This is a genomic window from Streptomyces sp. NPDC101194 (assembly GCF_044767885.1).
Classification (GTDB): Bacteria; Actinomycetota; Actinomycetes; order Streptomycetales; family Streptomycetaceae; genus Streptomyces.
The window spans coordinates 16,305-39,949 of sequence record NZ_JBIWOS010000006.1; the positions used below are offsets into that span (position 1 = coordinate 16,305).

The 23,645-nt window shown below is 68.5% G+C and carries 22 protein-coding genes; 7 read left to right on the forward strand and 15 right to left on the reverse strand.

The window, feature by feature from the left end; genetic code table 11:
• Positions 1 to 104: 104 nt before the first annotated feature.
• Positions 105 to 1,103: a porphobilinogen synthase gene (gene hemB / locus ACIRP2_RS22580; protein ID WP_404252965.1), complete on the forward strand. Its 999-nt coding sequence runs from the start codon at positions 105 to 107 to the stop codon at positions 1,101 to 1,103.
• A 325-nt stretch (positions 1,104 to 1,428) separates the two neighbouring features.
• Positions 1,429 to 4,275, forward strand: coding sequence for a right-handed parallel beta-helix repeat-containing protein (locus tag ACIRP2_RS22585; protein WP_404252967.1), 2,847 nt, complete (start codon positions 1,429 to 1,431; stop codon positions 4,273 to 4,275).
• Between the two features lie 86 nt (positions 4,276 to 4,361).
• Here the strand turns inward: ACIRP2_RS22585 and ACIRP2_RS22590 are convergent, their stop codons facing one another.
• A complete protein-coding gene (locus tag ACIRP2_RS22590) occupies positions 4,362 to 4,913 on the reverse strand; it encodes a HEAT repeat domain-containing protein (RefSeq protein ID WP_404252969.1) in 552 nt (183 codons plus the stop codon).
• A gap of 453 nt (positions 4,914 to 5,366) precedes the next feature.
• Between ACIRP2_RS22590 and ACIRP2_RS22595 the strand changes: the two genes are divergently transcribed.
• Positions 5,367 to 6,518 carry a MarR family transcriptional regulator gene (locus ACIRP2_RS22595; RefSeq protein WP_404252971.1) on the forward strand — a complete coding sequence of 384 codons (1,152 nt, stop codon included), beginning with the start codon at positions 5,367 to 5,369 and terminating at the stop codon, positions 6,516 to 6,518.
• 121 nt (positions 6,519 to 6,639) lie between these two features.
• Here ACIRP2_RS22595 and ACIRP2_RS22600 read toward each other — a convergent pair whose 3' ends face one another.
• From ACIRP2_RS22600 to ACIRP2_RS22610, 3 genes are all read right to left on the reverse strand, one after another.
• The gene (locus ACIRP2_RS22600; RefSeq protein WP_404252973.1) at positions 6,640 to 7,158 is read right to left on the reverse strand and encodes a DUF402 domain-containing protein; all 519 of its coding nucleotides are present in this window, start codon (positions 7,156 to 7,158) and stop codon (positions 6,640 to 6,642) included.
• Between the two features lie 101 nt (positions 7,159 to 7,259).
• Complete coding sequence (locus ACIRP2_RS22605) at positions 7,260 to 7,604, reverse strand: hypothetical protein (protein ID WP_404252975.1); 345 nt, start codon at positions 7,602 to 7,604, stop codon at positions 7,260 to 7,262.
• 99 nt (positions 7,605 to 7,703) lie between these two features.
• Complete coding sequence (locus ACIRP2_RS22610; protein WP_404252977.1) at positions 7,704 to 8,387, reverse strand: tyrosine-protein phosphatase; 684 nt, start codon at positions 8,385 to 8,387, stop codon at positions 7,704 to 7,706.
• Between the two features lie 239 nt (positions 8,388 to 8,626).
• Between ACIRP2_RS22610 and ACIRP2_RS22615 the strand changes: the two genes are divergently transcribed.
• Positions 8,627 to 9,415 carry a thioesterase family protein gene (locus ACIRP2_RS22615; RefSeq protein WP_404253719.1) on the forward strand — a complete coding sequence of 263 codons (789 nt, stop codon included), beginning with the start codon at positions 8,627 to 8,629 and terminating at the stop codon, positions 9,413 to 9,415.
• A gap of 126 nt (positions 9,416 to 9,541) precedes the next feature.
• On the opposite strand, the gene ACIRP2_RS22620 is transcribed toward ACIRP2_RS22615, so the two are convergent.
• From ACIRP2_RS22620 to ACIRP2_RS22650, 7 genes are all read right to left on the reverse strand, one after another.
• Positions 9,542 to 9,940 (reverse strand): hypothetical protein, encoded by a 399-nt coding sequence (locus ACIRP2_RS22620; RefSeq protein ID WP_404252979.1) that lies wholly within the window; start codon positions 9,938 to 9,940, stop codon positions 9,542 to 9,544.
• Between the two features lie 109 nt (positions 9,941 to 10,049).
• A complete protein-coding gene (locus tag ACIRP2_RS22625) occupies positions 10,050 to 11,303 on the reverse strand; it encodes an RNA polymerase sigma factor (protein WP_404252981.1) in 1,254 nt (417 codons plus the stop codon).
• Positions 11,300 to 11,662: a YciI family protein gene (locus ACIRP2_RS22630; RefSeq protein WP_404252982.1), complete on the reverse strand. Its 363-nt coding sequence runs from the start codon at positions 11,660 to 11,662 to the stop codon at positions 11,300 to 11,302. The genes ACIRP2_RS22625 and ACIRP2_RS22630 overlap by 4 nt, the downstream gene beginning before the upstream one ends.
• A 279-nt stretch (positions 11,663 to 11,941) precedes the next feature.
• Positions 11,942 to 12,730 (reverse strand): DUF4253 domain-containing protein, encoded by a 789-nt coding sequence (locus tag ACIRP2_RS22635; protein WP_404252984.1) that lies wholly within the window; start codon positions 12,728 to 12,730, stop codon positions 11,942 to 11,944.
• Positions 12,731 to 12,848: 118 nt separating this feature from the next.
• Positions 12,849 to 13,514, reverse strand: coding sequence for a 1,4-alpha-glucan branching protein (locus ACIRP2_RS22640; protein WP_404252986.1), 666 nt, complete (start codon positions 13,512 to 13,514; stop codon positions 12,849 to 12,851).
• A 24-nt stretch (positions 13,515 to 13,538) separates the two neighbouring features.
• Complete coding sequence (locus tag ACIRP2_RS22645) at positions 13,539 to 13,790, reverse strand: DUF397 domain-containing protein (RefSeq protein ID WP_404252988.1); 252 nt, start codon at positions 13,788 to 13,790, stop codon at positions 13,539 to 13,541.
• Positions 13,787 to 14,572, reverse strand: coding sequence for a Scr1 family TA system antitoxin-like transcriptional regulator (locus ACIRP2_RS22650; RefSeq protein ID WP_404253721.1), 786 nt, complete (start codon positions 14,570 to 14,572; stop codon positions 13,787 to 13,789). Before ACIRP2_RS22650 ends, ACIRP2_RS22645 begins: the two co-directional genes overlap by 4 nt.
• A 151-nt stretch (positions 14,573 to 14,723) precedes the next feature.
• Between ACIRP2_RS22650 and ACIRP2_RS22655 the strand changes: the two genes are divergently transcribed.
• Positions 14,724 to 14,876 (forward strand): hypothetical protein, encoded by a 153-nt coding sequence (locus ACIRP2_RS22655; RefSeq protein WP_404252990.1) that lies wholly within the window; start codon positions 14,724 to 14,726, stop codon positions 14,874 to 14,876.
• A gap of 153 nt (positions 14,877 to 15,029) precedes the next feature.
• Positions 15,030 to 17,774: an ABC transporter substrate-binding protein gene (locus ACIRP2_RS22660; RefSeq protein ID WP_404252992.1), complete on the forward strand. Its 2,745-nt coding sequence runs from the start codon at positions 15,030 to 15,032 to the stop codon at positions 17,772 to 17,774.
• Between the two features lie 137 nt (positions 17,775 to 17,911).
• On the opposite strand, the gene ACIRP2_RS22665 is transcribed toward ACIRP2_RS22660, so the two are convergent.
• Both ACIRP2_RS22665 and ACIRP2_RS22670 read right to left on the reverse strand, forming a co-directional pair.
• Entirely contained in the window at positions 17,912 to 18,469 is a 558-nt protein-coding gene (locus tag ACIRP2_RS22665) for a hypothetical protein (protein ID WP_404252994.1), read from the reverse strand.
• 136 nt (positions 18,470 to 18,605) lie between these two features.
• On the reverse strand, positions 18,606 to 19,010 hold the full coding sequence (locus tag ACIRP2_RS22670) for a hypothetical protein (protein WP_404252996.1): 405 nt from the start codon (positions 19,008 to 19,010) through the stop codon (positions 18,606 to 18,608).
• Between the two features lie 170 nt (positions 19,011 to 19,180).
• Between ACIRP2_RS22670 and sigJ the strand changes: the two genes are divergently transcribed.
• Positions 19,181 to 20,164 (forward strand): RNA polymerase sigma factor SigJ, encoded by a 984-nt coding sequence (gene sigJ / locus ACIRP2_RS22675; RefSeq protein ID WP_404252999.1) that lies wholly within the window; start codon positions 19,181 to 19,183, stop codon positions 20,162 to 20,164.
• Positions 20,165 to 20,336: 172 nt separating this feature from the next.
• Here sigJ and ACIRP2_RS22680 read toward each other — a convergent pair whose 3' ends face one another.
• Positions 20,337 to 21,074 carry a hypothetical protein gene (locus ACIRP2_RS22680; protein ID WP_404253001.1) on the reverse strand — a complete coding sequence of 246 codons (738 nt, stop codon included), beginning with the start codon at positions 21,072 to 21,074 and terminating at the stop codon, positions 20,337 to 20,339.
• Positions 21,075 to 21,838: 764 nt separating this feature from the next.
• Positions 21,839 to 23,611, reverse strand: a complete 1,773-nt coding sequence (gene argS / locus ACIRP2_RS22685) for an arginine--tRNA ligase (protein WP_404253003.1) — start codon at positions 23,609 to 23,611, stop codon at positions 21,839 to 21,841.
• Between the last annotated feature and the right edge of the window lie 34 nt (positions 23,612 to 23,645).

Genomic DNA, 23,645 nt, shown 5'->3' on the forward strand with positions numbered 1-23,645 from the left:
GCGGTCCGGCTGCTTCGGCGGCCGGGCCGCCCGTTGTCCGTGGGACGCTTTTCCCGGCACCGGTGTCGGTAAGAAGGTGATGTGTACGGGTCTAGTCTCGAAGCATGACTGTGTACGGAAACTTCCCCGGTTCCCGCCCCCGGCGGCTGCGGACGACCCCGGCGATGCGACGCATGGTCGCCGAGACACGGCTCGACCCGGCGAACCTGATCCTGCCCGCGTTCGTACGCGAGGGCATCGGCGCCCCCGTCGCCATCTCGGCCATGCCCGGTGTCCAGCAGCACACCCTGGACACGCTGCGGAAGGCCGCCGTCGAGGCGGTGTCGGCCGGGGTTTCCGGGATCATGCTCTTCGGCGTTCCCCTGGACGAGAAGAAGGACGCCCGGGGCACGGCGGGCACGGACCCGGAGGGCATCCTCCAGGTCGGTCTGCGCGCGGTGCGCGAGGAGGTCGGTGACGAGCTCGTCATCATGTCGGACCTGTGCCTGGACGAGTACACCGACCACGGCCACTGCGGCGTCCTGACCGAGGACGGCCGCGTCGACAACGACGCGACGCTGGAGCGGTACGCCGAGATGGCCCAGGTCCAGGCCGACGCGGGCGCCCATGTGGTCGGCCCCAGCGGCATGATGGACGGCCAGGTCGGTGTCGTCCGTGACGCGCTCGACCAGACGGGCCACGAGGACGTCTCGATCCTCGCCTACACGGCCAAGTACTCCTCGGCGTTCTACGGGCCGTTCCGCGAGGCCGTCGGCTCGTCGCTCCAGGGCGATCGCAAGACGTACCAGCAGGACCCGGCGAACGCCCGTGAGTCCCTGCGCGAGCTGGCGCTCGACCTCGAAGAGGGCGCCGACATGGTGATGGTCAAGCCGGCCGGACCGTACCTCGACATCCTCGCGAAGGTCGCCGACTCGGTGGACGTGCCGGTCGCCGCGTACCAGATCAGTGGCGAGTACGCGATGATCGAGGCCGCCGCGGAGAAGGGCTGGATCGACCGGGACGCGGCGATCATGGAGAGCCTTACCGGGATCCGGCGGGCCGGTGCGCAGATGATCCTGACGTACTGGGCGACGGAGGTCGCGCAGCGGCTGGGGCGGCGCTGAGCAGAGGCGAAGCAGGCGTCGGGTGCCAGCCGTTCCCGCCTCTGCCCTCGGTCTTCCGTGCTCCACCACCGGTCGTCCTCGAAGTCGGCGTCAGCCTTTGAGCGATCGCTGTCCTGAGCGGTCGCTGCCGGTCCGGTGAGTCCCCGTCCGTCCCGATGCCGGGACGGACGGGGACTCTTTTTGGTTCAAGCCCTTGACGGTCATCCGACGTATTTATAGCTTGCGGCGCGGTAATCCCCGTACAACTCACAGAAGTTGGGCATAGACATTGGATGCCTGGCTTTCATGGAAGCCGATACGACGCGACCGTCGATGAGGAGTGCCCGTGCGCACCGTCCCAGGTTCGAGTTCCAGCCGCCCGACTCCGTCCCCGGTGCTGACCGCGCTCGTGGCAGCCGCGACGGGGGTCGGGCTGGCCGTCCTGCCCGTCGTCCCCGCCTCCGCCCACGACAAGGACGTGAAGCCGGTCGTCCTCCATGTGTCGGTCACCGGCAGCGACCGGGCCGACGGCTCGGCCGCCCGGCCGTTCCGGACGCTGGAGCGGGCCCGGAAAGCCGTCCGTACGTCGTCGCGCAAGGGGGTGGCGCAGCGAAGACCGGTCGACGTCGTGGTGCACGGTGGTACGTACCGGCTGCGGTCCGCCCTGAAGTTCACCACGGCCGACTCCGGTACGGCCGGGGCTCCGGTCCGGTACCTCGCGGCGCCCGGTGAGCGCGTCGTCATCAGCGGCGGCCGTTCGCTCGCGCCGCGTTGGAGGTCCTTCTCCGGTTCGATCAAGGTCGCGGACATCGGAGCCGGCCTCGACTTCGACGGGCTCTTCGTCGACGGGCAGCGGCAGACGCTCGCCCGCTACCCTGACCACGACCCGGACACGGCGATCCTCGGCGGGTACGCGCCGGACGCCATCTCCCCCGAGCGCGTGGCCCGTTGGAAGAACCCGACGACGGCACTCGTGCGCGGTCTGCACGACGGGATGTGGGGCGGGAACTCGTTCGAGGTCACCGGTGTGAAGGCGGACGGCACGCCCGAGCTGGCCTGGGTCGGTGACAACAACCGGGGCAGTGGGCTGCACGCCACGTACCGCATGGTCGAGAACGTCTTCGAGGAGCTCGACGCGCCGGGCGAGTGGTTCTACGACAAGCCTGCCGGGAAGCTGTACTTCTATCCCCCGGCCGGGGTCGACCCCGCACGGGCCCGGGTCGAGACGGCCGAGCAGAACGAGCTGATCCGGGTGGAGGGCAACGGGCCGGGCGACGCCGTCCGCGACCTGACCTTCTCCGGATTCACCTTCACCCGGACCCACCGCACCCTGTTCAACCAGCCGTACGAGAAGCTCCAGCTCGGCGACTGGGCCCTGGCGAGGGTGGCCGCCGTCCATCTGAGGAACACCGAGAACGTCTCCGTACGCGACTCACACTTCGACCAGCTCGGCGGCAACGCCCTCCTGATCGACGGGTACAACAGCCACGACATCGTCTCGGGCAACGAGTTCAGCCACTCCGGGGCCTCCGACATCGCGGTCATCGGCAACCCGGACGCGGTCCGTGAGCCGTCCACCTGGGACAGCATGCGCAGGACCATCAGCGACACCCGGCCCGGACCGAAGAGCGAGGACTACCCGCGCGACATCACCATCCGCGACAACCACCTCCACGACAACGGGCAGTTCGAGAAGCAGACCTCCGGTGTGCAGATATCGATGAGCCGCCGCGTCACCGTCGACGGCAACACCATCCACGACGGTCCCCGCGCCTGCGTCGACATCAACGACGGCACCTGGGGAGGCCACCTCATCGAGAACAACGACATCTTCAACTGCGTCAAGGAGACGTCCGACCACGGCCCCTTCAACTCCTGGGGCCGGGACCGCTTCTGGCCGCTGTCCGCCGACGACGCCACGAAGAAGTCGTACGCGAAGCTGGACGCGATGGAGACCACCGTCATCCGGCACAACCGGATCAGGCACTCCTCGCACTGGGACATCGACCTCGACGACGGCAGCTCGAACTACCTCATCGAGGACAACCTGCTGCTCAACGGCGGGGTCAAGCTGCGTGAGGGCTTCCACCGGACCGTACGCAACAACGTCTTCGTCAACGGCGGCGCGCACTTCCACGTCTGGTTCGCGGACAGCGGCGACACCGTCGAGAAGAACGTCTTCGTCACCGACACCCCCTACAGCCTGATCCAGGTCGACATGGCCAGGAGCAGGCCCGTCATCAACGACAACCTGTTCTGGAACAACGGCAGAGCCGTCCAGGGCATCGGAGACGCCTGGCGGGCGAACGGGCTGGACACCCGCTCGGTGATCGCCGACCCGAAGTTCACCGGCACTTCCCCGTTCGCCGATCCGGCCAAGCTCGACTACACCGTCCGGTCCGACTCGCCCGCCCTGGCCCTCGGCTTCCACAACATCGCGACGGGCGGCTTCGGCAAGGCCGGATCACCCACTCCGCCGCCGCTCACCTGGCCCACGGAGACTCCCGACACCGATACCCTCGACGCGCTCGGGGAACCGCTGCTGGGTGTGCCCGTCACCCGGATCTACTCCGACACGATCAAGTCCGCCACGGGACTGACCGACACCAACGGTCTGCACCTCGCTTCCGTGCCGAGCACCTCGGAGGCGTACCGGCAGGGGCTGCGCGCCAATGACGTCATCAGGGAGATCGACGGCCGGCCGGTCACCGACCGCGACAGCTTCTGGCTCGCGTACAACCGGACCGCTCCCGGGGCCGATGCCGTGCTGAAGGTCTGGCGCAATCAGGCGTCCGTCGAGGTGACCCTGCGCAAGCCCACCGGGGTTCAGCAGATCAACAACACCTCCGGTGTCGTCTACACCGGAAGCGGCTGGGACTGGAAGAACAGGTACCGGGGCGGCGCGGGCGGCTGGGTCGACGACGTGCACGCCACCCAGAACAAGGGGGACTCCTTCGCGCTCGCCTTCAACGGGACCGCGATCGATCTCGTCACCCAGGTCAACACCGACGAGGGCGAGGTCGAGCTCTTCATCGACGGCCGGTCCGTGGGCACGATCGACAACCACAACGCCACGCGCGTGCACCAGAAGACCGTCTTCAGTGCGGCCGGGCTCGCTCCCGGTGAGCACACCCTCAAGGGCGTGATGAAGACGGGTGACTACATGATCGTCGACAGTTTCAGGATCCAGTAGCGGCCACCGTCCGCACGGTCTTTCGTTCGGATCACGTCGGATCATGTCGAATCGCGCTCAATTGCGTCGGGAAACTCCGGCCCGGGTCACCGGGCGTCGGACTCCCGGCCCCACTCCCTGAGGGTGCGGGCCGCCGCCACGCCCAGGTCCGGGTCGTGGGCGAGGGCGCGCAGCAGGCCGGTACGGGCCTCGCTCGGGCCCGCCTCCTCGACGGCGGACAGGGCGTTGTGCCGTACGAGCGGGTCGTCGTCCTCCAGCACGGTGGCGGTCAGGGCCTCGTGGACCGATGGCTCGTCCGCGTAGGGGCCGAGGGCCGCGGCCGCGTACTGGCGGACCAGGTCCTCCTCGGGGTCGCGCAGTGCGGCCAGCAGCGCCTGGGCGGCGGTGCGGGCGGCGACCGGGTCGGACGGAGGCCACAGCCGCAGGAGCGTGGCCGCCTCGACGCGGGCGAGGTCGTACTCCTGCGGGTCCGCGACGACGGAGATGAGGAAGGGCAGCGCCTCGACGTCGCCGTCCAGTTTCGCGACGATCTCGCGTCTGCGGTCGCTGTCGGCGGGCAGGGCGCGGAACTCCTCGATCAGGTGCTGGAGGTGGTAGGGGCGGGGGTGGGGGTGGTCCGGGCTCGGGGCCGGGGGCATGCCGATTTTCCTCTCGGGGGTGTCGGGTCGGGGCCACAGACGTTACGTGGGTACATGTGCACGTGTGGGTCGAACGTGGTGCCGGGGTCCGGCGCTCGATGCCCGGGCCCCGGGCTTCGAGACCCGGGCCTGTCGGTTCACTCGTGCGGGGGACGAGGTGGGGCGCGGGGTGGTCGCACAGGGCGGTTGAGCTTCGGGACCCGAGCGTCGGGATTCGGGTGCCGGGCTTCGAGCCCCGGGCTTCGAGCGCCTTCGTCAACCGGTAGGGAGAGAAGGGTGGTTGGGACAACCTTCCCCACCTCCCCGCCCCGTCGCGGCCAGCAAGTATGACTAATCGTGACAGCTTGCGACGCGCCGACACGGCTGCTTACGGTGCCCACAACGAAACGACCCCAGCACGGTGTTAGAGCACCGGGCCGGGGTCTCACCTCCAAGATCGAAGAAAGCGATCCTGTGGCTACCCGGAACCTTAGCCCCGCCCTGCGAGGGCCCGCATCCTCCCCCGCCTACCCGATGGCCAACCCCGGCTACGGCAAGCGCTCCGCGCCGGACCAACAACCCCGCCGTCCCGATGACTTTGCGCTGCTGCCCGAGCGGGAGCGGTATGTCGCCGGGTTCGTCGACCATCTGCCCGACGGTGCGGCGATGAATGTGAAGGCCCTGGCCAAGCAACTGCCGCTGTACGGGCAGCAGGCCGTCGGCAGCGCCCTGACCGCCCTGGCGGTGGCCGGTCACCTGCGCCGCGTGCGTCGCCCGGTGGGCGAGGGTGACCAGGTCCGCTGGGTCTTCCGTACGTTCTGGTCCCGCACCGCGCGGGACAACGAATGGTGGAACGCCTATCTGGACGCGGAGGACGACCGCGCCGGGGCGGACGCCGGTGCCGGGGCCGACGACAACCGGGCCGGGGCGGACGCCGGAGCCGGAGTCGGGGCGGTCGGTATGGGTGCCGGGGCCGGGGCGGTGGGCGAACCGGCGGTGGGTACGTCCCCGCCGTCCTGGGCGCCCATGGAGCCCTCGGTGCCGGTGTCCCCGGCCGCCGTCGAAATGCCGTCCCCGGCCGCCGCTGTCGACTCCGCTGCCGACGCCGTGTTCGCCGGGGCCGTCGCGCCCGGCGCCGGGCCGGACGCGGGACATCCCTCGCCCGCCTACCTGGCGCTGGCCCAACTCGGGCGCAAGGACCATCGGTTGGCCCTGTCCGCCGCAGACTGCGCGGCGCTGGAGGGGCGTGCCGCCGAATGGCTCGCACGCGGCGTGAGCACGGACTACCTCACCCAGGCCCTCTCCGCCGGACTTCCCGCCCGGGTCGATTCGCCCGTCGGATTCCTGCGCCGTCGGCTCAATGACAAGATCCCGCCCGCTCTGCCCGCCGCCCGGGAAGTGTCGGCAGCACCCGTTCGCCGCGTGATGGTGGAATGCACCCGGTGCGGCATCCCTGGCCGCCCCGACGCGCTCCCCGACGGCGTCTGCCGCCCGTGCCGCCCGGTCGTCGACGGCACAACCGCCGGCCCGGACGCCACCACCGGCCCCGCCATCGCATCCGACGCCCGTGACCGTGACGTCCGCACCCACGTGAGCGAACTCCGAGACCTGCTCAAGGCCCCCTGACGCCGCAGGAAGCCCGGGGGCCGCTCGGGCCGATGCGGTTGCTTCCGGGCTGCGCAGGACGGGAAGCCGCGACCAGGAGGACGCCGCCCGCCCATGGCACACAGGGAGACCATGTCTTCGCCTACCTGATGAGGTCGAGCCAGTAGCGGTATGCCGAGGCGAAGGGTTCGGCGCCGTCACCGCCTCGACGGCCCACCGTCATCAACCACTCGCAGGTCTGTCGGGCCTTGCTGACGAGGCTCTCGGGGTAGCGGTACATCACCTGGTGTTCGGCGAACTCGTCTTCGTCCTCGATCCGGGCTTCGCCGCCACGGGGTCGCACGACATCGAGATCGAGGTCCACCATGCGCAGGACGGTCCCGTCCGTGTTCCACTCGGGCACCGTGCACACGTCGCAGTACATCTCGGGGCCCGGATCCACACAGAACGTGGCCGTCCACCACTCACCCCGCGGGACCGACATCACGTACGCGAACCGGCTTGTCCAGCCGCCGGTGGCCGAACCGACAAAGACTCCCTGCGCCGTGCCCAACCACACGCCGTGCTCGTCTTCACCGAGCCAGTCGGCAGTCCACCGCGCACTCAGGCTGCCGTCGTACTTCCGAATGTCGACCAGCACGGAGGTGCTCTCTGTGATCACACCAAGACGCTAACGCGACAGCGCCGACCAGGAACTCGGGATGGGAAGCATCACTGAGGCAACCGCATCGGGCCGCTCAGGCCCCAGGATTCGCACGCCGCTCAAGGCCAGTCGACCAGGGACATGAACACCACCCAGGTGAAAATCACCGTGCCGGGGGCGAGTACGGCGAGCACGACACAGGCCGGCGGTCTGCTCCGGTTGAGCGCCCAACTCGCGACCAGCGCGATCAGGGACAGGATCAGGCCGCAGCAGAGCACCGTCCACGCCGTGTCGAAGCCGGCGTCGAACCGGTCGGATTCGGCCTCCGAACAGGAGTCGCAGGCCATCGGCGAGAGCCCGCCGAAGACCAGCACGATGAACGCGAGCGGAAGCGTCACGATCGTGGAGAGCAGCGAGGCGACCCAGGTGCGCCGGGGGCGGCTGTCGATGACGTTGTCGGGCATGCGTGCGATTCAACCGGGCGGCCGAATATGGCACATGAGTCGCCGTACTCATCCGCCGGGCGCCGGAGCGTGAGGCATCGTACGGTGGCCCGCCCCGCGTCAGGACAGGGCGATGCGCAGGGCCTGCAACTCGGCCTCCGTGGCGCCGTGCGCCAGGAGGTAGCCGTGCGCGGACCCGTAGTGGCTGCGGATCCAGACCAGGGCGTGGAGCAGGTGAGTGGCGGTGACGGGGCGGGCGCCGTGTCCGGTCCGTGCGTCGGCCGAGGCGTCGGTGAGTCCCAGGGAAGTGTTCGAGCGGAGGAAATCCTCCGTGATCTCCGCTTCGGAGGCGTTCAGAAGAGTCTGAAGGACGGCGACGGTCACACCGGTGCGGTCCTTGCCGGAGGCGCAGTGGACAAGCGCGGGCAGGGCTCCGGGAACGATGAGCCGGCGGATGGTCGCGACGGTCGAACGCCCGGCGTGCTCGGCCATGGCCGGGTAGAGCTCTCGTTGGTCCTCGGGCCACCGCTGCTCGGCGAAGACGGGAAAGTGACTGTGCTCGTACCCGAGGTCGTGACGCAGGTCGGGCCTGGCTGCCAGCTCCGGCGTACTGCGCAGGTCGATCACACTGCGCAGGCCGAGTTGCCTCAGGTGCTGCGCGCCGTGCGGTGGCATGGCATCCAGGGCACCGGAGCGGTAGAGAACCCCGCGGCGGAGGGACCCGACACCACCCGCATCGCGGAAGTTCCGGACACCCGGGATGCCGTTGAACGTGCGATCGGGCTGGTCGGTACGTGTGGTCACAAAGCGAATATATGAGACCCGGTCCGGCGTTCTCCCGCCGCAGGGCGCTGCGCGACCCGCTACCGGTTCGTGCTCGGGGAACGACGCTTGCCCCGCTTGAGCGCTTGTGCGGTAGATCACGGTGACCGGTGCGCGTGACGCTCCATACGATGCGTGACAGATGCAGCTGTCCCATGTGTACCTGTATCCCATGTGCACCTGACCTGCCCAAGGAGACGGATCCTGTGACCGCAGGCGTCATCACGCGCGAGAGCTACTACGAGCGAACGGGCGAGCACCACTACAAACCCACGGCTCATGCAGGTGGTGCCTGGAACACCGACGAACAGCACTTCAGCCCGCTCGCGGGGCTCGTCGTGCACGCTGTCGAGCGGCATCTCGCGACGCGGCCGGGGAAGCTCGTACCGGCGAGGATCAGCTACGACATCCTTGGCCGGATCGCCCTCGACGAGTGCGAGATCACCGTCGACACCGTTCGTCCCGGCCGGACCATCGAACTCCTCGAGGCGACCGTGGTCATCGGCGGCCGTCCGGTCGTGCGTGCCCGTGCCTGGCTGCTGGCGGCACTGGACACCGAGGTCGTCGCCGACAGCCCCCACGAGCGGCTTCCAGCCCCCGAAGAGTGCACTGCCTGGGCGATGGACGAGGAGTGGGACGGAGGTTACGTCTCGTCCATCGACGTCCGTCGAGTGCCTCCGACCCGCAAGGGGCGGACGGCTGCCTGGGTGTCCTCGCCCGTCGACCTGGTCGCGGGCGAGCCGAGCAGCGCCCTTGCCTCGTACATCGCGCTCGTGGACACCGCGAACGGTATCGCCGTCCAGCAGGACCCCACCGCGTGGATGTTCCCGAACCTCGACCTGACGATCCACCTGCACCGGCAACCGGAAGGGCCGTGGACCGGGCTGGACACCACCGTCGCCTTCGGCCCGTCGGGGCAGGGGCTCACCAGCAGCGTCCTCCATGACCTCCGCGGGCCCGTCGGCCACGCCGAACAGATTCTCACCGTCCGCCCGCTGGAACGTGATTGAGCCGCGAGGGTGTCTGCTCGCTGTCCGTCACGGCGTACGGGGCCGCCGGAGGCACCGGTCGGTACGGGGTGCCGGGCGGCAGGGGAGCGCAGGTGAGGGGTCGGTCCGTGCCGGTTTGCCTCGGGGTCAGAGAGGCGCCGGCTGCACCCTGCCCGTGAACCGGCCACCCACTTGAGCGGCGAGCCAGTGGACACGAGCGGTCTGTGCACCGCTCCGGTCTCGAACGTGCACGTGGACGGTGTGATCCTGCGACGGCTCCTCCTGGTGGAGGTCCCGGGAATTCACCGTCAGCGTGAGGTACGCGTACTTCTGCGAGATCTCCTCCAGTCCCGCCTCAGGAACCGCGGGCCATGTGTCCAGATCCCACCGCACAGCCGCGAGGTCCGATCCCAGGGCGGCGATGAAGGGCTCGGCGCAATCCAGCGGACGCCACCAGTCGAATACGCGGATCGGCAGACAGTCCGCAGGGTCGTCGCCGGCCTCCGACGAGCCGTTCCCGCGCCGGGCGCGACCGGCCGTGCGCACTCGGCTTCGAGGGTGGCGAGGCGATCTTCACCCGCGAGCCCGGTGCCGACCCGCACGTCACGATGCAGCCGCTCGAGCACGGGAAGGGACGGCCGATTCACGGGCGCGATCAGCTCCGCGCGGAGGTGAGGCGCGTGGCGCGGGCGGTGAGGTGGCGTCGTTCCGTTGCGCTGGTGGCGCGTCGGGCGGCGTCGCGATAGCCGTCCGAGGCCGCGGTGTGGTCGCCGAGCAGTTCCAGCAGATGGGCGCGGGTGGCGAGCAGACGGTGGTGGCCTGCCATCCGCTTGTCGCACTCCAGGGCGGCCAGCAGTTCCAGCCCGGCGGCCGCCCCGTGCACCATGGCGACGGCCACCGCGCGGTTGAGGGTGACCATCGGATTCGGTGCGAGCTGCTCCAGGAGTCCGTACAGCGTGAGGATCTGTGGCCAGTCCGTGGCCTCCACGTGCTCGGCCTCGTCATGGACGGCGGCGATGGCCGCCTGCAGCTGGTACGGGCCGACCTGTCCCCGGGGCAGGACCTCGGTGAGCAGGGCGATCCCCTCGGCGATGAGCCCTCGGTCCCACCGGCCGCGATCCTGCTCGGCCAGCGGCACCAGGTCTCCGCCCGGCCCGGTGCGCGCGGGCCGACGTGCGTCGGTGAGCAGCATCAGCGCGAGCAGCCCGGCCACTTCGCCGTCGCCGGGCAGCAGACGATGCAGCAGACGGGTCAGGCGGATCGATTCGGCGGACAGCGCCGGCGCGGTCAGGTCGTTGCCGTCCGTTGTGACGTAGCCCTCGTTGAAGATCAGATACAGCACGTGCAGCACCGCCTGCAGCCGTTCCGCGTGGTCCGCCGCGTCCGGCATGCGCAGCGGCGCGCCGGAGGACTTGATGGTCTGCTTGGCCCGGCTGATGCGCTGGGCCATGGTCGACTCGGGAACCAGGAACGCCGCGGCGATCTGAGCGGTGGTCAGGCCGCCGACCGCGCGCAGGGTCAGCGCGATGCGGCTCGACGAGGTCAGCGCCGGGTGGCAGCACAGGAGGAGCAGCGCGAGGGAGTCGTCCCGGTCCGCGTCCGGTTCGGCGTCGGCGGCGCGGCTCAGCAGCTCCGCCTGCGGTGTCGCCAGGGCGATCCGGTCCTCCCGGCGCCGTCGTGCCTGCTCATTGCGCACGTGGTCCACCAGCTTGCGGGAGGCGATGGTGACCAGCCATCCCCGGGGATTGTCCGGCGTTCCTTCGGTGGGCCACTGGAGGGCGGCCGCGAGCAGCGCCTCCTGGACGGCGTCCTCGCACGTGTCGAAGACGCCGTACCGACGGACCAGCGCGCCGAGGACCTGCGGCGCCAGCTCGCGCAGCAGGTCCTCGACGTCACGATCCACGCTCACATGTCCGCCGCGGACTCGTGCAGGACCGGCCACAGCTCGACCGGATCCTCGGAAGCGAACGGCATGTCCGCCGCGATCTGCTGCGCACGCTCCTGGCTCTCGCAGTCGAGCAGGTAGAAGCTGGCGATGTACTCCTTGGTCTCCAGATACGGCCCGTCCGTGACCGCCGGAGCCCCGTTCTTGCGGCGAACCAGCTTGGCGTTGACCGCGTCCGCCAGCCCGTAGGCGCCCAGCAGCTCCCCGCTCTCGCGGTACTTCCTGTTGAACGCCTCCTGCTTGGCGATGGCCTCCGGCCACGCCTCGGCCGGGAAGGAGTCCCACTTCTCCTGGTTGCCGTAGATCATCGCGATGTACTTCATCTCGGGTGTCCTCCCGGTTCCGCGCGCCCCGTCGGCGCGCTTTCACCCCTCAGTCGAGGCGGGAGCCGGGCCCTCGACATCCGGCGACAAACTTTCTTCGACTTTTCTTCCGTGCCACCGACAACCGGCACCTCACGCACGCCCTGTCTCTACGTCGGCTTCAGGAGCCGACGACCCGACACGGCCCAAGGGCTGTCCCGTAATCCCTGGTCGATCAGCGCGCGGCGTCAGCTACGGCACCTCGCCGCGTTGTCGGAACGTCCACATACAGGACAGCCCTCAGTCCCACCAGAACGACCAGGTCTCCTGCTTCAGCACCATCTTCTCGGCGTAGACGTCCAGGTCGTACGGCGGGCTCTGGTCGATGTTGTCCGGGCAGAACGCGAAGTGCTCGGCGGCGAGCGCCCGTGCCTCCGCCAGGGTGGTGGGCGGCCGTCCCACCGAGACGGTCAGGGTGTCGAAGCCGATCACCACGATCCGTATGCCGAAGCGGTCCTCCCAGGAGCGCAGGACCGCGCAGAGCCGGGCCACGTCGTCCTCGTAGTTCACCGGGCCGGACCAGCCGATCGCCGCCGGGATGTCCGCACTGCGCCGGGCCGGGACGAGCGCCGCCCGGGTGCCGGGGTACCAGCCGTCCGGGCCGGTGCACTCGTCCGCTATCGCGGCCGCCAGATCGTCCGGCTCGTCGGGCCCGTCGGCAGCCGGGGAGGGTGCCAGCCCCGGCCACTCGGCGGCGGCGCCGAGTTCGTCGGGTGCGCAGTCCGCCCAGTACTCGCCGAGCACCTCCTCGGCGTCGTGGTCACCGGGGTACGACGCGCTGTCCGGCATGAGATCCCAGTCCTCGGGCCACTGGTCGCTTCTCCCGCCGTCGAGCAGCACGGGGAGCAGCCCGACCGGCCTTCCTGCGGCGCGCATCGCGGCCCATGTCCCGGGGGACGCGGGCTCGTCGGCGTACCAGAGCAGCGGCTCGTGCCACGGCCCGTCGATCGTCGCGTCGACCATTGCGCCGGGCGGGAGTTGGGCCCCGGAGGTGGCCAGGGAAGGAAGCGGATTCGGGAGCGTCGCCATGACCGCGACTCTAGACGCGGCCACTGACAGAGGCCGGGGCGCGGGTGGGCCTCCGGAAGACCACAGCCTCCCTACGGCCGCTCGTGGGCGGGCCGCAGGGACGGCAGGGCGGTTCGGACTAGGGGTGTGCGTGGACGACGACGAACGCGGTGCGTGCCGAAGTACCGTCGGGCAGCGGCACGTCCGCGGTCACGTGACCGAGCGCCTGCTCGTCGGTGTCCTGGCCGGGTCGGAGAACGCGGTTGATGTGGATGGTCAGCCGACGTCCGTCGGGTGCTGTCTCCACGAGGAGGTCCGTACCGTCCGGGTCGTCGGTCACGGTCGTGGAGACGAGCGCGGCCTTGATGCCGGTCTCCGCGAACCAACCGGTCACGGACGGGTCGGGGGTGTCGCTCGTGCTCTGCATCTGCGGCTCGGCCTCGCCGACGATCAGCGCGAACAGCTGAGTGACGAGGACCGGGTCACGCGTTCCGTCGTACGCCCACCGCTGCCCCAGCACCCCGTGCTCGGTGGTGCCGACGAGCGCTGCGTCGGCGCCCGCGATGGGTGCGCTCCGGTAGGTGAACGGCACGTGATAGGTGACCGGTTGGTCGCCCGATGTGTCGGTGACCGCCATGAACTCGATGCCGACTTCGCCCTCCGGGTCGTCCAGCCGGAATCCGCCGGACTTCACCAGCTCGGGCTGCTGTCCCGCCTTGCCGCGGTACCAGGGCTGCTCGGGCAGCCAGGTGGTGAGCAGTTCCAGCTTGGTGGGCGTCAGTGTGGTGCGGTGGATGACAGCCATGGCGGTGGTACCCCTTCCGTGGGCTCAGACGAGACGCCGGCCGGCGGCGAAACCGGCGAAGGCCGTCCAGGTGGTGGGCGCGACGGTGAGCGTGGGGCCTTCGGGGTTCTTGGAGTCGCGGACATGGACGGCGGAGGGGTGCGCGGCGATCTCGACGCACTGACCGCCCTCGCTGCCGCTGTAGCTCGACTTGCGCCATTCGTAGGCGACTTCGAGGCAGGCGCCGCCTTCGCTTCCGCTGTAGCTGGACTTGAACCACTCACGTGCAGTGCTCATTGCTCTCCCAGCAGACGGTCCAGCAGGCCCACGGTGTCTTCGGGGCTGAGGGCCTGGGCTCGCAGCATCGCATATTTCTGGGCGAGGATGCTGACCTCGTCGGGGTCGGAGACGAGCAGGCTGCCACGTTGTGTTTCGGAATACGCGACGTGTTGGTAGTCCGGTGTTTCCAACAGGATGAATGGGCCGTCGAGTCCGGCGTGGGTCCGGCTGTTCAGCGGCAGGACCTGGAGGCAGATGCCGGGGAGTGCGGCACACATCCGCAGGTGGCGTAGTTGCTCTGCGTGTTCATCGCCGTCCAGGAGTTGAAGCATCAGGACCGGTTCCCAGACGACGAAGCTGATGGTGGGGGGTGTGGTGCGGTGCAGGATCTCCTGGCGTTTCAGACGGCCCGTGGTCTGGATGGCGATCTCGTCCTCGGCGAAGACGGGGATTCGGTTGCGGAAGACGGCCCGTGCGTAGAGCTCCGTCTGGAGAAGCCCGGGGAGCACCTGGTTGTCGTACCAGGACAGGGCCAGGGCTTCCCGTTCCAGGTCCAGGTACTCCTCGACCCACGCCGGAATCAGGTCCACCTCCGGCATGTTTCCCACCGCCGTCTCCAGCGCCCCCTTGGTCGGCAGCAACTCGTCCAATCGACGGGCCAGGTCCGGCAGCAGCGCGCGTCTGCCCTGTTCGATGGAGGCGATCGTCTCCACCTGGTGGCCGACCCGGTCCGCGAGTTGGGCCTGGGTCAGACCGGCCGCAGTGCGGAACACGCCGACCAGCTTGCCCACGAGTTTCATTGCCGACGCGTTCTTGCGCTGCCGCTTTCTGGGGTGCATACGGATCGAACTCCCACCTACGTGCGTACGTCACGCGCGCACGACCCGTACAAGAAATCTGTACGGGTGTGCAAACTGCGGCAACGTGGTCACGGAGTGTGACTCTCGTCCCATGAACGAGACGATGCAACTCTCGCTGCTGAGTCAGCGGTTCTACCGGTCTGAACGCCGATCGGTGCCTGCGGCAAGGGAGTTCGTACGGGAGGCCGTCACCGACTGGGGGTTCGGTGTGCGGCTGGACGCAACAGCTTTGGCCGATGGCTGATCTCCGTTCTGGAGTACCACTTGGGCATGGGGGCCCGGCTGTTGTGTCGGGTGGCGAGGATTGGCTCGCGTGGCCGAAAATCATTTGAATTGACAGGTCGTGACGATCCCGCGCTCCGAATTCTTCATTTTCCGGTAAAGGGGCCCACTGGGGATGGAGAATTCCTTCATGAGCCCCTCACACACACGAGTGCCCGCGCGCAGGGCCATTGATCGTTTTGTCGAGGCGTGGGACGCCGTGGTCGTGGAGTCGCCCGACCGGCAGAACGCCGCCGTGCTGGTGCTGCTCACCGCGGAGGGAGCGACGGTTGCCACGCACTCTCTGCTGTACTCCCTGCGGGCCCGACTCGTGGCGGACAACACCGAATTGGCGCCGCACGCGCTGATCGAACCGGGGAGGGCGTACCACGAGGGGCCCCTGACCATGCTCTACGAGGACATCACGGAGGACCTCGCCAGAACGATGCCTGCCGGTACCGGAAGGCTCACGTTCCCTTCCTACTGGCTGCTGCGTGACATCGTCGCCGGCGAGGAGCCGGCCGAGAGCGGTCTCGGCCGGGCCAGGGCGGTGCGCCGGGCGGTGTACGCCGAACATCTGCGGCGGACCGGCCGGGGGCGGCTGCGCGAACAGTTGCGCGAGCAGGCGTCCGGGTGGGCGCAACCGGTCAAGTTCTTGGTCGAGCTGTGGATGGACTGGCTCGCCGAGCCCTGGTACGGGTACCGCATCGGCCACCGGATGCTCCGGGCCCGCAACCGGAATTGGTACGCGACCTGGGCCCGGCAGTTGCGCGGGACTCCGGTGCGGGACTTCTTCGCCTCGGTGCAGGATCTCGCGCCGGGCGGCCGGGACGCGGATTCGGAGGTGGTCGAGCAGGTGCTCTTGCGGGCGCTGCTCTCCGACCTGGACAACGCGTTGCGGCACCGGGTGCTGTCGCCGTGGCGCCGTCGCCGGGTCACTCGTTTCGTCCTGTTCGTCGAGGACGCGGGGCCGGTGGATCGCCGACCGCCGGATGCTCCGCCGGGCGGCCCGGAAGGAGCCCATCTGCGGCGCTTCCTCGCGGAGTACCTGGTGGCCGCGGAGGAGTTGCGCAGCAGGTCGACCCTGGTGGTCGGCTGTGTACAGCGGGAGTTCGTGGCGGAGCTGGAGGTGGCGGCGCAGGCGGACTTCGAGGCCGCAGCGGGGGAGCTTCGGTCCCGCATGCGGTCCCGGAGCGGACCGGTGGCCCTGGCGGTGCCGGTCCGCCCCGAGGCGGAGGTGACGGAGTGGTCGGCCGGGGACCACCGCAAAATCACGCCGAGGTTCTTCCGGTGGGGGCCGGTCGCGGGCCTCACGCTGCGCTGCGTGACGGTGGCGGCGGTAGGCGCGGCGCTGATCGGCGGGGGGTACTTCACGGGGGCTCTTCCCTTCACCGGGAGGTGCCCGTCCGGTCAGTTCGGAAATCCGTACGGCGCTGGATGCCTTGGACTGAGTGACGGAACCGGACCCCAGCGATTCGAAGGAATGCCGGAGGAGTTCGATCGGCTTTTTGGAAAGATCGCCGAAAACAACGGAGCGGTCGAAAAGAATTCGAAGGGACGCGATGCGGCGGTGGTCCGTACCGTCGTGTACTTCAGCCCGATGACCGCCGGTTCCGCGACCGATCCGGAGCTGGGTGGCTCACTGCCCGAGCTGCGTGGAGTGGCCCTCGCCCAGCACGACATCAATATCAACGAGGCGAAGAACAGCAACAAGGTGGTGCAGCTGAAAGTGCTGCTGGCCAACACTGGACCAGGGTTCAAGGGCGCGGAGCGGGTGGCTGAAGAGATCGTCGCACGAGCCGAGAAGGAAGACATCGTAGGTGTGATCGGCTTCGGGCAGAGTCAGCCGGGGACCTATGACGCGATGAAGGTTTTTGACGAGGCCAGCATCCCGATGATCGGTACCTCCGCGACCGCGGACGACATGCAGGACCAGTCCAACCAGTACTACCAACTGGCGCCGACCAACGACCGCGAGGCTCGCATCATGAATGCCTTCCTCCAGAAAGAGTCCATCATCCTGTCAGAGAACGGCAAGATGTCGCGGGCCAAAAACGCGATTGTGATGAGTGACCCGAAAGACAAGTACAGCAGTAATCTCGCCAAAGACTTCACCACGGCATTCGGGAAGAGCAACATCACGTCCATCGAGTACACGCCGTCACACGAGGGAAAAAGCCTGACGGATCAGGCGAATCAGGTCTGCAAAAAACTGACCGATGACCCGGAAACCGCAGTCGTCTGGGCCTCTCGTGCCAGAGAGCTGAAAGCATTCCTCGACGAGTATCGGGATACGAACTGTGACGGCAGAGTGACGGTACTCGGCGGGGACGACGTGACCAACTCGCTACTCGGTGACAATAAATCGATCATTGCCAACAACATCGGCCTCTCCCTCTACCACGTCACTCTTGCACTGCCCAAACTCACCCACACCAACAAAGCGAGCGAATTCGTCAACAAATACAATGCCTACTACAGCACGGAGACGGATAATGACGAGATGCTCCAGGACAGTCACTCCGCACTCGGTTGGGATGCCATGGCGGCCCTCTCGCACGCGATCGGGAAATCGTACAGCGACTCCGGGGACAAAAACTTCGGCAAGTCCACGGTAGCCAAGTCGCTGGATGGCGACTTCCGGGGAGCTGAGGTCCAGGGGGTCACTGGGATCATTGACTTCAGCGGAGAATCGCGGGTACCCACCAATAAACCCATGTACGTGCTGCATGACACCGAACCCAATTCGCCCGGCACCGACGGCAAGAGTAAGTATGCTCCCGTCGAGGTTCTGAAATGTGGGTATTTCGGCACCGGGACCCAAAACTTGAGTTGGTGGGGGCCCGGCTTTAAATACAGGTGCCCGGTGGACTCCGACTGAGCTCCGACCAGCAGGTACAGGTACCGGAGCGAGACCGGGCACTACCTGGAGAAGGCCTGCGAGATCCAGGTCACCGCCCAGGCGGGCGGCGCCTGCGAGGCGCTGCGAGGGCGGCGGGATCCTGTGAGGGGTGGCGGTCAGGGTGTGGCGTCGCACGGGTTGGATCGGACGAGTGGTGCCGCGTCCAAAAACCATCGACCACCCTTCTGTTTCACCTGCCAAGAAGTGCAGATTTTCCCGCCCTCTTTCGTTGTTCCTGAAAGGGTCAGCACGTGGACTCCTCGATGGTCACCGATGGACACTTCCAGCCGACTCGGCTTGGCGTCCTCAAGGTGAGCCAAATAGTCTTTCGTGTAGGAGTCGCCGACGCTGCTCTCGGTGAACAGGTCATTCAGGGCGTCTGAATTTCCCTCGTTCATGTATTCCCATGCCTGAGTTTTGAGGTCTCTCTGCGAAGGTGCCCCGGAAGGCGCTTCGCGAGAAATCTCGAACACGACCCCTCCGACCCATGCGAGGGTCACCCCGAACACGACGTACGGTATCCAGCGTCCCTTCTTCTTGTTGAGGGTCCGGGGCTGTGACTGAGGCATGTCGATGACTGATCCCTTTCCGAGCCGACGGCGGCGGGTCGTTGCCGGCAGCGGGCGGTGTGAAGTGGCGGAGCTCCCGGTGGACGGGTTCTCGACCGAGATCACCACGCCTCCCAGGAGCTTCGCGTGCCTGCCTACCCTTCCTCGACCGGTCTGTCCAGCCGACCCACATGCCATCTGGCCGCGCAACTCATGGCGCGGCGGGCGCTCGTGGAGGTGGCGACCACGGTTCGCGTGGCGGTCACTGCCGGGTGCCGGAGCGCTCCGACATGCGGGCGTACAACACCTGGCCGAGCGCCAGCATGCTCAGCCCGAACATCAGGACGCCCAGGGGGACATGGAGCGACGGCTTGTGCGCGATGCCCAGCACCACCTGCACCGAGGCGAGTACGAGGAAGCCGGACGCGTACAGAATGGGGCGTGGTGATCTGCCGCCCGGTCGCCATGCCAGGATCGCGGCGAGCACGTACAGCATCGACGCGCCGTACATCACGCGTGCGCCGACGCCGTGCAGTACCTCGCCGTGGGACGAGGAGAGCAGCAGTCCGGCGGTGACCGCCTGGAAGAAGATGGCCAAGGTCTGCAGGGCGATCGCGACCTGCAGGAACGAGAAGCTGCGCTGTTCTGCCGTCGTCTGTACGGCCATGGTGCGGTCCCCTCTTCTGCCTTGCGGCGGTGGATCGGTAGCGTCTCGCTGGTCCGACGACGTGGGCCCGCGAAATGTGAGGTGAGGGGCCGACCTCACAGTCCGGTGCGCTGTTTCGTCGTCATGACAGGAGCGGAAGCGGACGAGACGACGAGGGAGCGGTCGCGACCATGAACACCCCATCCGAGCCAGGGCATGACGGGGCCGAGCCGGACCTGAGCGTGATCGTCGGTGAGCGGCGTCAGCTGATCAACCTCGCCTATCGGCTGCTCGGTTCGCTGGCCGAGGCCGAGGACGCCGTGCAGGAGACCTACGCCCGCTGGTACACGATGTCGCGGCAGCAGCAGGAGGCCATCGAGTCGCCCGGTGCCTGGCTGACGACGGTGGCCACCCGCGTCTGCCTGGACCTGCTCGGCTCGGCGCGGGTCCGGCGCGAGCGCTATGTCGGCGCCTGGATACCGGAGCCGCTGCCCGACCGCACGGAGTGGATCAGCGCGCCGACGGGGGGCGGTGGGGCCGCTCAGGCCGACCCCGCCGACTGGGTCACCTTGGACGAGTCGGTGAACATGGCCTTCCTCGTCGTGCTGGAGTCGATGACACCGGCCGAACGAGTGGCGTTCATCCTGCACGACGTCTTCCGGTACCCCTTCGCCGAGGTCGCCGAGATCGTCGGCCGGACGCCGGCGGCCTGCCGGCAGTTGGCGTCCTCGGCCCGTCGACGTATTCGCGCCGCGCAGGCCCCGGCGGTTTTGACGGCCGGGCAGGCCGGTCTGGTGCGGCATTTCAAAGAGGCGTGGGAGGCCAGGGACATCGAGGCCCTCGTCGACCTCCTCGACCCCGACGCCACGATGATCGCCGACGGTGGCGGACTGGTCGGTACCGCCCTGCGCCCGGTCGAGGGCAGCGAACGCATCGCCCAGTACCTGATCCACATCGCCGACAAGGCCCCCGGGCTGACGCTCCTGGAGCGGACGGTCAACGGTCTCCCCGGCCTGGTCGCCCAGCACGCCGGTGTGACCATGACCGTGGCGGCGTTCAGCCTCACCGGCGGCCGCATCACTCGCATCTGGGCGGTCCGCAACCCGGAGAAACTCCGTCCGTGGACGGAGGACCCGGCCGGGCACCTGTCCTTGGGAACGAAGCCGAGCGGCTGATCGTGCGGTTGTCGATCCATCGGGCCTCGGCCCGGTCGTTGGTCCACCCCGGCCCATGGCCCGGTCGGTGGTCGACCGGGCCATGGGCACGCGCTTCGGCAGGAGGACGCGCCTGCGTCCTGCTCTTCGAGGTCTTCGAGGTCTTCGAGGCTCTTCGGGCGGAGGGGCCGGGTCAGAGCTTCTTGGCGCAGAGGACGCGGTCATCCTTGCCCGGGTGGGAGTCGAAAAGCGGGTTCTCGGCGAAGACCGCGTCGGCCCTGCCCTCGCACGGGTCGTCGAAACCGAACGCGAACTTGTTCTCGAGGATCTCGGTGATCTTGTGGGTGGCGCCGTTCTTCTTTCCCTTGGTCCGGCAGGCGACCTCCTCGATGGCGTCGCCCTTCTTCGGCCCGCTGTGCACACAGTCGCCGACCTCGATCCCGGGGCCGCCGCCCCCTCCGGGGTCGCCGGGGTGCGGAGGCTTCAGGTTGCGCATGCAGGCGTAGCCCTCGCCTGTCACCGGCCTGTTCTCCAGGAGGGCGAGACTGACCGGCACATTGATCGCGAAGTCGGTGTGCGGCGAACAGGAGGTGGCCGAAAAGGGCTCGGAGATGCCGATGTCGGCCCGGTCGATGACCTTGGCGACGGCCTCGGGATCCTTGCAGGGAACCTCGCGGTAGGCCTTTGGCTGGCCGGGCACGGGGGCCGCGCACTCGTTCTCGGCGAGGTACTGGGTGCCGTACGACGGGTTCACGCTCGGGGTCGGCGACGCGGTCGGGCTGCTGGATCCGGTGTCCGACGCGCGATGATCCGCTACCTTGCCGCACCCGCTGATCAGCACCAGCGAGACGGCCGCGGCGACGGCCGCGGTGGCTGCCGCCGCGGCCCGTATGCCCGATGCCGTCGACCTGTCACCACTTGTCGCCCGCACGCCGCCCCCTCAGGTCTCGATCGCAGAATTCTACGGTCTACTGCCCGCGAGGGGCAGTGAGTTGATGGCCCCGTGCGTGACGCGCGCTCAGTGGGTGAGGGCGTCGGTCATATGGCTCTGCCCGCAGGCCGGAGGGCGGCCGGGAGGACGGTCGCGGCGAGGGCGGTGGCGCGGATGCGGTTGCTGAGCATGGTGGTGCTCCCCGTGTGTGGTGTGGAGGTCGTTCGTTCAGTGGTGGCAGATCAGGACGATGACGACCGCTGTGGACACGATCACCACGCCGATGGCCACGACATCGATCAGCTCGATGCGGAGAAGGGTTCGCACTGCGTCGTCCCGGTGGTCTCTCGGTGTGTCCACAGCCTGTGGGGCGCGGTGTTCCGTCCGCAACGGCGATCGGGCCATTGGGGAAGCCGGAACGCGTACGTGTGCCGTGACCTGCGCAGATTCCAGGTCCCTGGAACGGTGTTCCGGGATGAACAAGGAAGGAGAACGTCGCGGTGGCGACGCCGGAGCCTCAGGAATTCGTGGCTCCGCCGAAGGAGCCGGCGGACCGAGGGCATGACGTCGGCCGGTACCTGGAAACGGACCGGAGCAGCGGTGGCCGTGAGGGGACGCCGCGCATCGCCGTCGGCGGTAGACCGTTCCGTACGAGCAGCGTCGAGGCACGGCCTCGCTGCACCCACCGGAACGAAACGGCCCGGTGGGCGACCGAGCAACGGTCACCCACCGGGCCGGATGATGCGTAGGGGCCTGGCCGGGGCTCAGAGGCGCTCGGGGGTCCTGATGCCGAGCAGCTCCATGCCCTGGTGCAGGGTGCGGGCGGTGAGGTCCGAGAGGAAGAGACGGTTCTCGGCCACATCGCCCGGCACCTCGGGCTTCAGCACCGGGCACTGGTCGTAGAACGTCGTGAAGAGCGACGACAGCTGGTACAGGTACGAGGCCAGCTTGTGCGGCTCGTACGCGGCGGCGACCTCGGCCACGACCTCGGCGAACTGGTCCAGGTGCAGGCCCATCGCGCGCTCGGCCGGGGCCAGCTCCAGCTCCGGGTGCGGCTGGGGCTTCAACTCGCCCGCCTTGCGCTTGATGGAGCGGGACCGGGCGTGCGCGTACTGGATGTACACGCTCGTGTCGCCGGTCAGCGACACCATCTGGTCCAGGTCGAACTTGTAGTCGCGGGCGGCCGACGTCGACAGGTCCGCGTACTTCACCGCGCCGACACCGACCTGCGCACCGCGCTCGGCGATCTCCTCGTCGGTGAGGTCCTGGGCCTTCTCGCGTACGACGGTGGACGCCCGGTCGATCGCCTCGTCCAGCAGGTCCTGCAGCCGGACCGTCTCGCCCGCACGGGTCTTGAACGGCTTGCCGTCCTTGCCGAGCACGGTGCCGAAGGCGAGCTGCACGGCCTTGACGTCCTCGTTCAGCCAGCCGGCCCGGCGGGCCGTCTCGAAGACCATCTTGAAGTGCAGGGACTGCCGCGCGTCCACCACGTACAGCAGGGTGTTCGCCTTGAGGTTCTGGACCCGGTCGCGGATCGCGGAGAGGTCCGTCGCCGCGTAGCCGTAACCACCGTTGGACTTCTTGACGATCAGCGGCACCGGGTTGCCGTCCGGGCCCTTCACATCGTCGAAGAACACGCAGAGCGCACCCTCGGAGCGGACGGCGACGCCCGACTCCTCCAGGATGCGGCAGGTCTCCTCCAGCATGTCGTTGTAGCCGGACTCGCCGATGATGTCGGGGTCGCGGATCTCCATGTCGAGCTTGTCGAAGACCGAGTAGAAGTAGATCTTCGACTCGTCGACGAAGCGCTGCCACAGGGCCAGCGTCTCCTCGTCACCGGCCTGGAGCGCGACGACCCGGTCCCGGGAACGGGCCTTGAACTCCTCGTCGGAGTCGAAGAGCGCCCGCGAGGCCTTGTAGAGCCGGTTCAGCGAGGACATGGCGGCCTCGCCGTCCGCCGCGCCGTCGTCGCCCTCGTGGGTCAGCTCGCCCGGGTGCTCGATCAGGTACTGGATGAGCATGCCGAACTGGGTGCCCCAGTCGCCGATGTGGTGCCGGCGGACCACGGTCTCGCCGGTGAACTCCAGGATGTGCACCATCGCGTCACCGATCACCGCGGACCGGAGGTGACCGACGTGCATCTCCTTGGCCACGTTCGGCTGCGCGTAGTCGATGACCGTCGTGCCCGCGGCGCTGTTGTACGGCACACCGAGCCGGCCCTCGTCGTCCGCGTCACGCGCGGCGAGGGTCTCGATGATCGCCCGGTCGCTGAGCGTGACGTTCAGGAAGCCGGGGCCGGAGACCTCGATCTCCTTGATCAGGCCGCCCGCCGGGATCGCGGCCGTGACCTGGGAGGCCAGCTCGCGCGGGTTGCCCTTGAGCTTCTTGGCCAGCGCCAGGATGCCGTTGGCCTGGAAGTCGGCCCGGTCGCTTCGTCGCAGCAGCGGGTCGGCGGCGCCGGCCTCCGGCAGAGCTGCCGTCAGGGCGTCCGCCAGCTGCTGCTGGAGCGTGGAAGCGAGGGAATTGACCGAGGCCATGGGCTGGCTGCCGTTTCCGTAGGGGTTCAGGGTC

Coding starts and splice junctions, on each gene's coding strand:
- hemB (WP_404252965.1), top strand. CDS start 105: ATGACTGTGTACGGAAACTTCCCCGGTTCCCGCCCCCGGCGGCTGCGG.
- ACIRP2_RS22590 (WP_404252969.1), bottom strand. CDS start 4,913: ATGCCCCCGGCCCCGAGCCCGGACCACCCCCACCCCCGCCCCTACCAC.
- ACIRP2_RS22605 (WP_404252975.1), bottom strand. CDS start 7,604: ATGCCCGACAACGTCATCGACAGCCGCCCCCGGCGCACCTGGGTCGCC.
- ACIRP2_RS22630 (WP_404252982.1), bottom strand. CDS start 11,662: ATGAAGTACATCGCGATGATCTACGGCAACCAGGAGAAGTGGGACTCC.
- ACIRP2_RS22635 (WP_404252984.1), bottom strand. CDS start 12,730: ATGGCGACGCTCCCGAATCCGCTTCCTTCCCTGGCCACCTCCGGGGCC.
- ACIRP2_RS22640 (WP_404252986.1), bottom strand. CDS start 13,514: ATGGCTGTCATCCACCGCACCACACTGACGCCCACCAAGCTGGAACTG.
- ACIRP2_RS22645 (WP_404252988.1), bottom strand. CDS start 13,790: ATGAGCACTGCACGTGAGTGGTTCAAGTCCAGCTACAGCGGAAGCGAA.
- ACIRP2_RS22650 (WP_404253721.1), bottom strand. CDS start 14,572: ATGAAACTCGTGGGCAAGCTGGTCGGCGTGTTCCGCACTGCGGCCGGT.
- ACIRP2_RS22655 (WP_404252990.1), top strand. CDS start 14,724: ATGAACGAGACGATGCAACTCTCGCTGCTGAGTCAGCGGTTCTACCGG.
- ACIRP2_RS22660 (WP_404252992.1), top strand. CDS start 15,030: ATGGAGAATTCCTTCATGAGCCCCTCACACACACGAGTGCCCGCGCGC.
- ACIRP2_RS22670 (WP_404252996.1), bottom strand. CDS start 19,010: ATGGCCGTACAGACGACGGCAGAACAGCGCAGCTTCTCGTTCCTGCAG.
- sigJ (WP_404252999.1), top strand. CDS start 19,181: ATGAACACCCCATCCGAGCCAGGGCATGACGGGGCCGAGCCGGACCTG.
- argS (WP_404253003.1), bottom strand. CDS start 23,611: ATGGCCTCGGTCAATTCCCTCGCTTCCACGCTCCAGCAGCAGCTGGCG.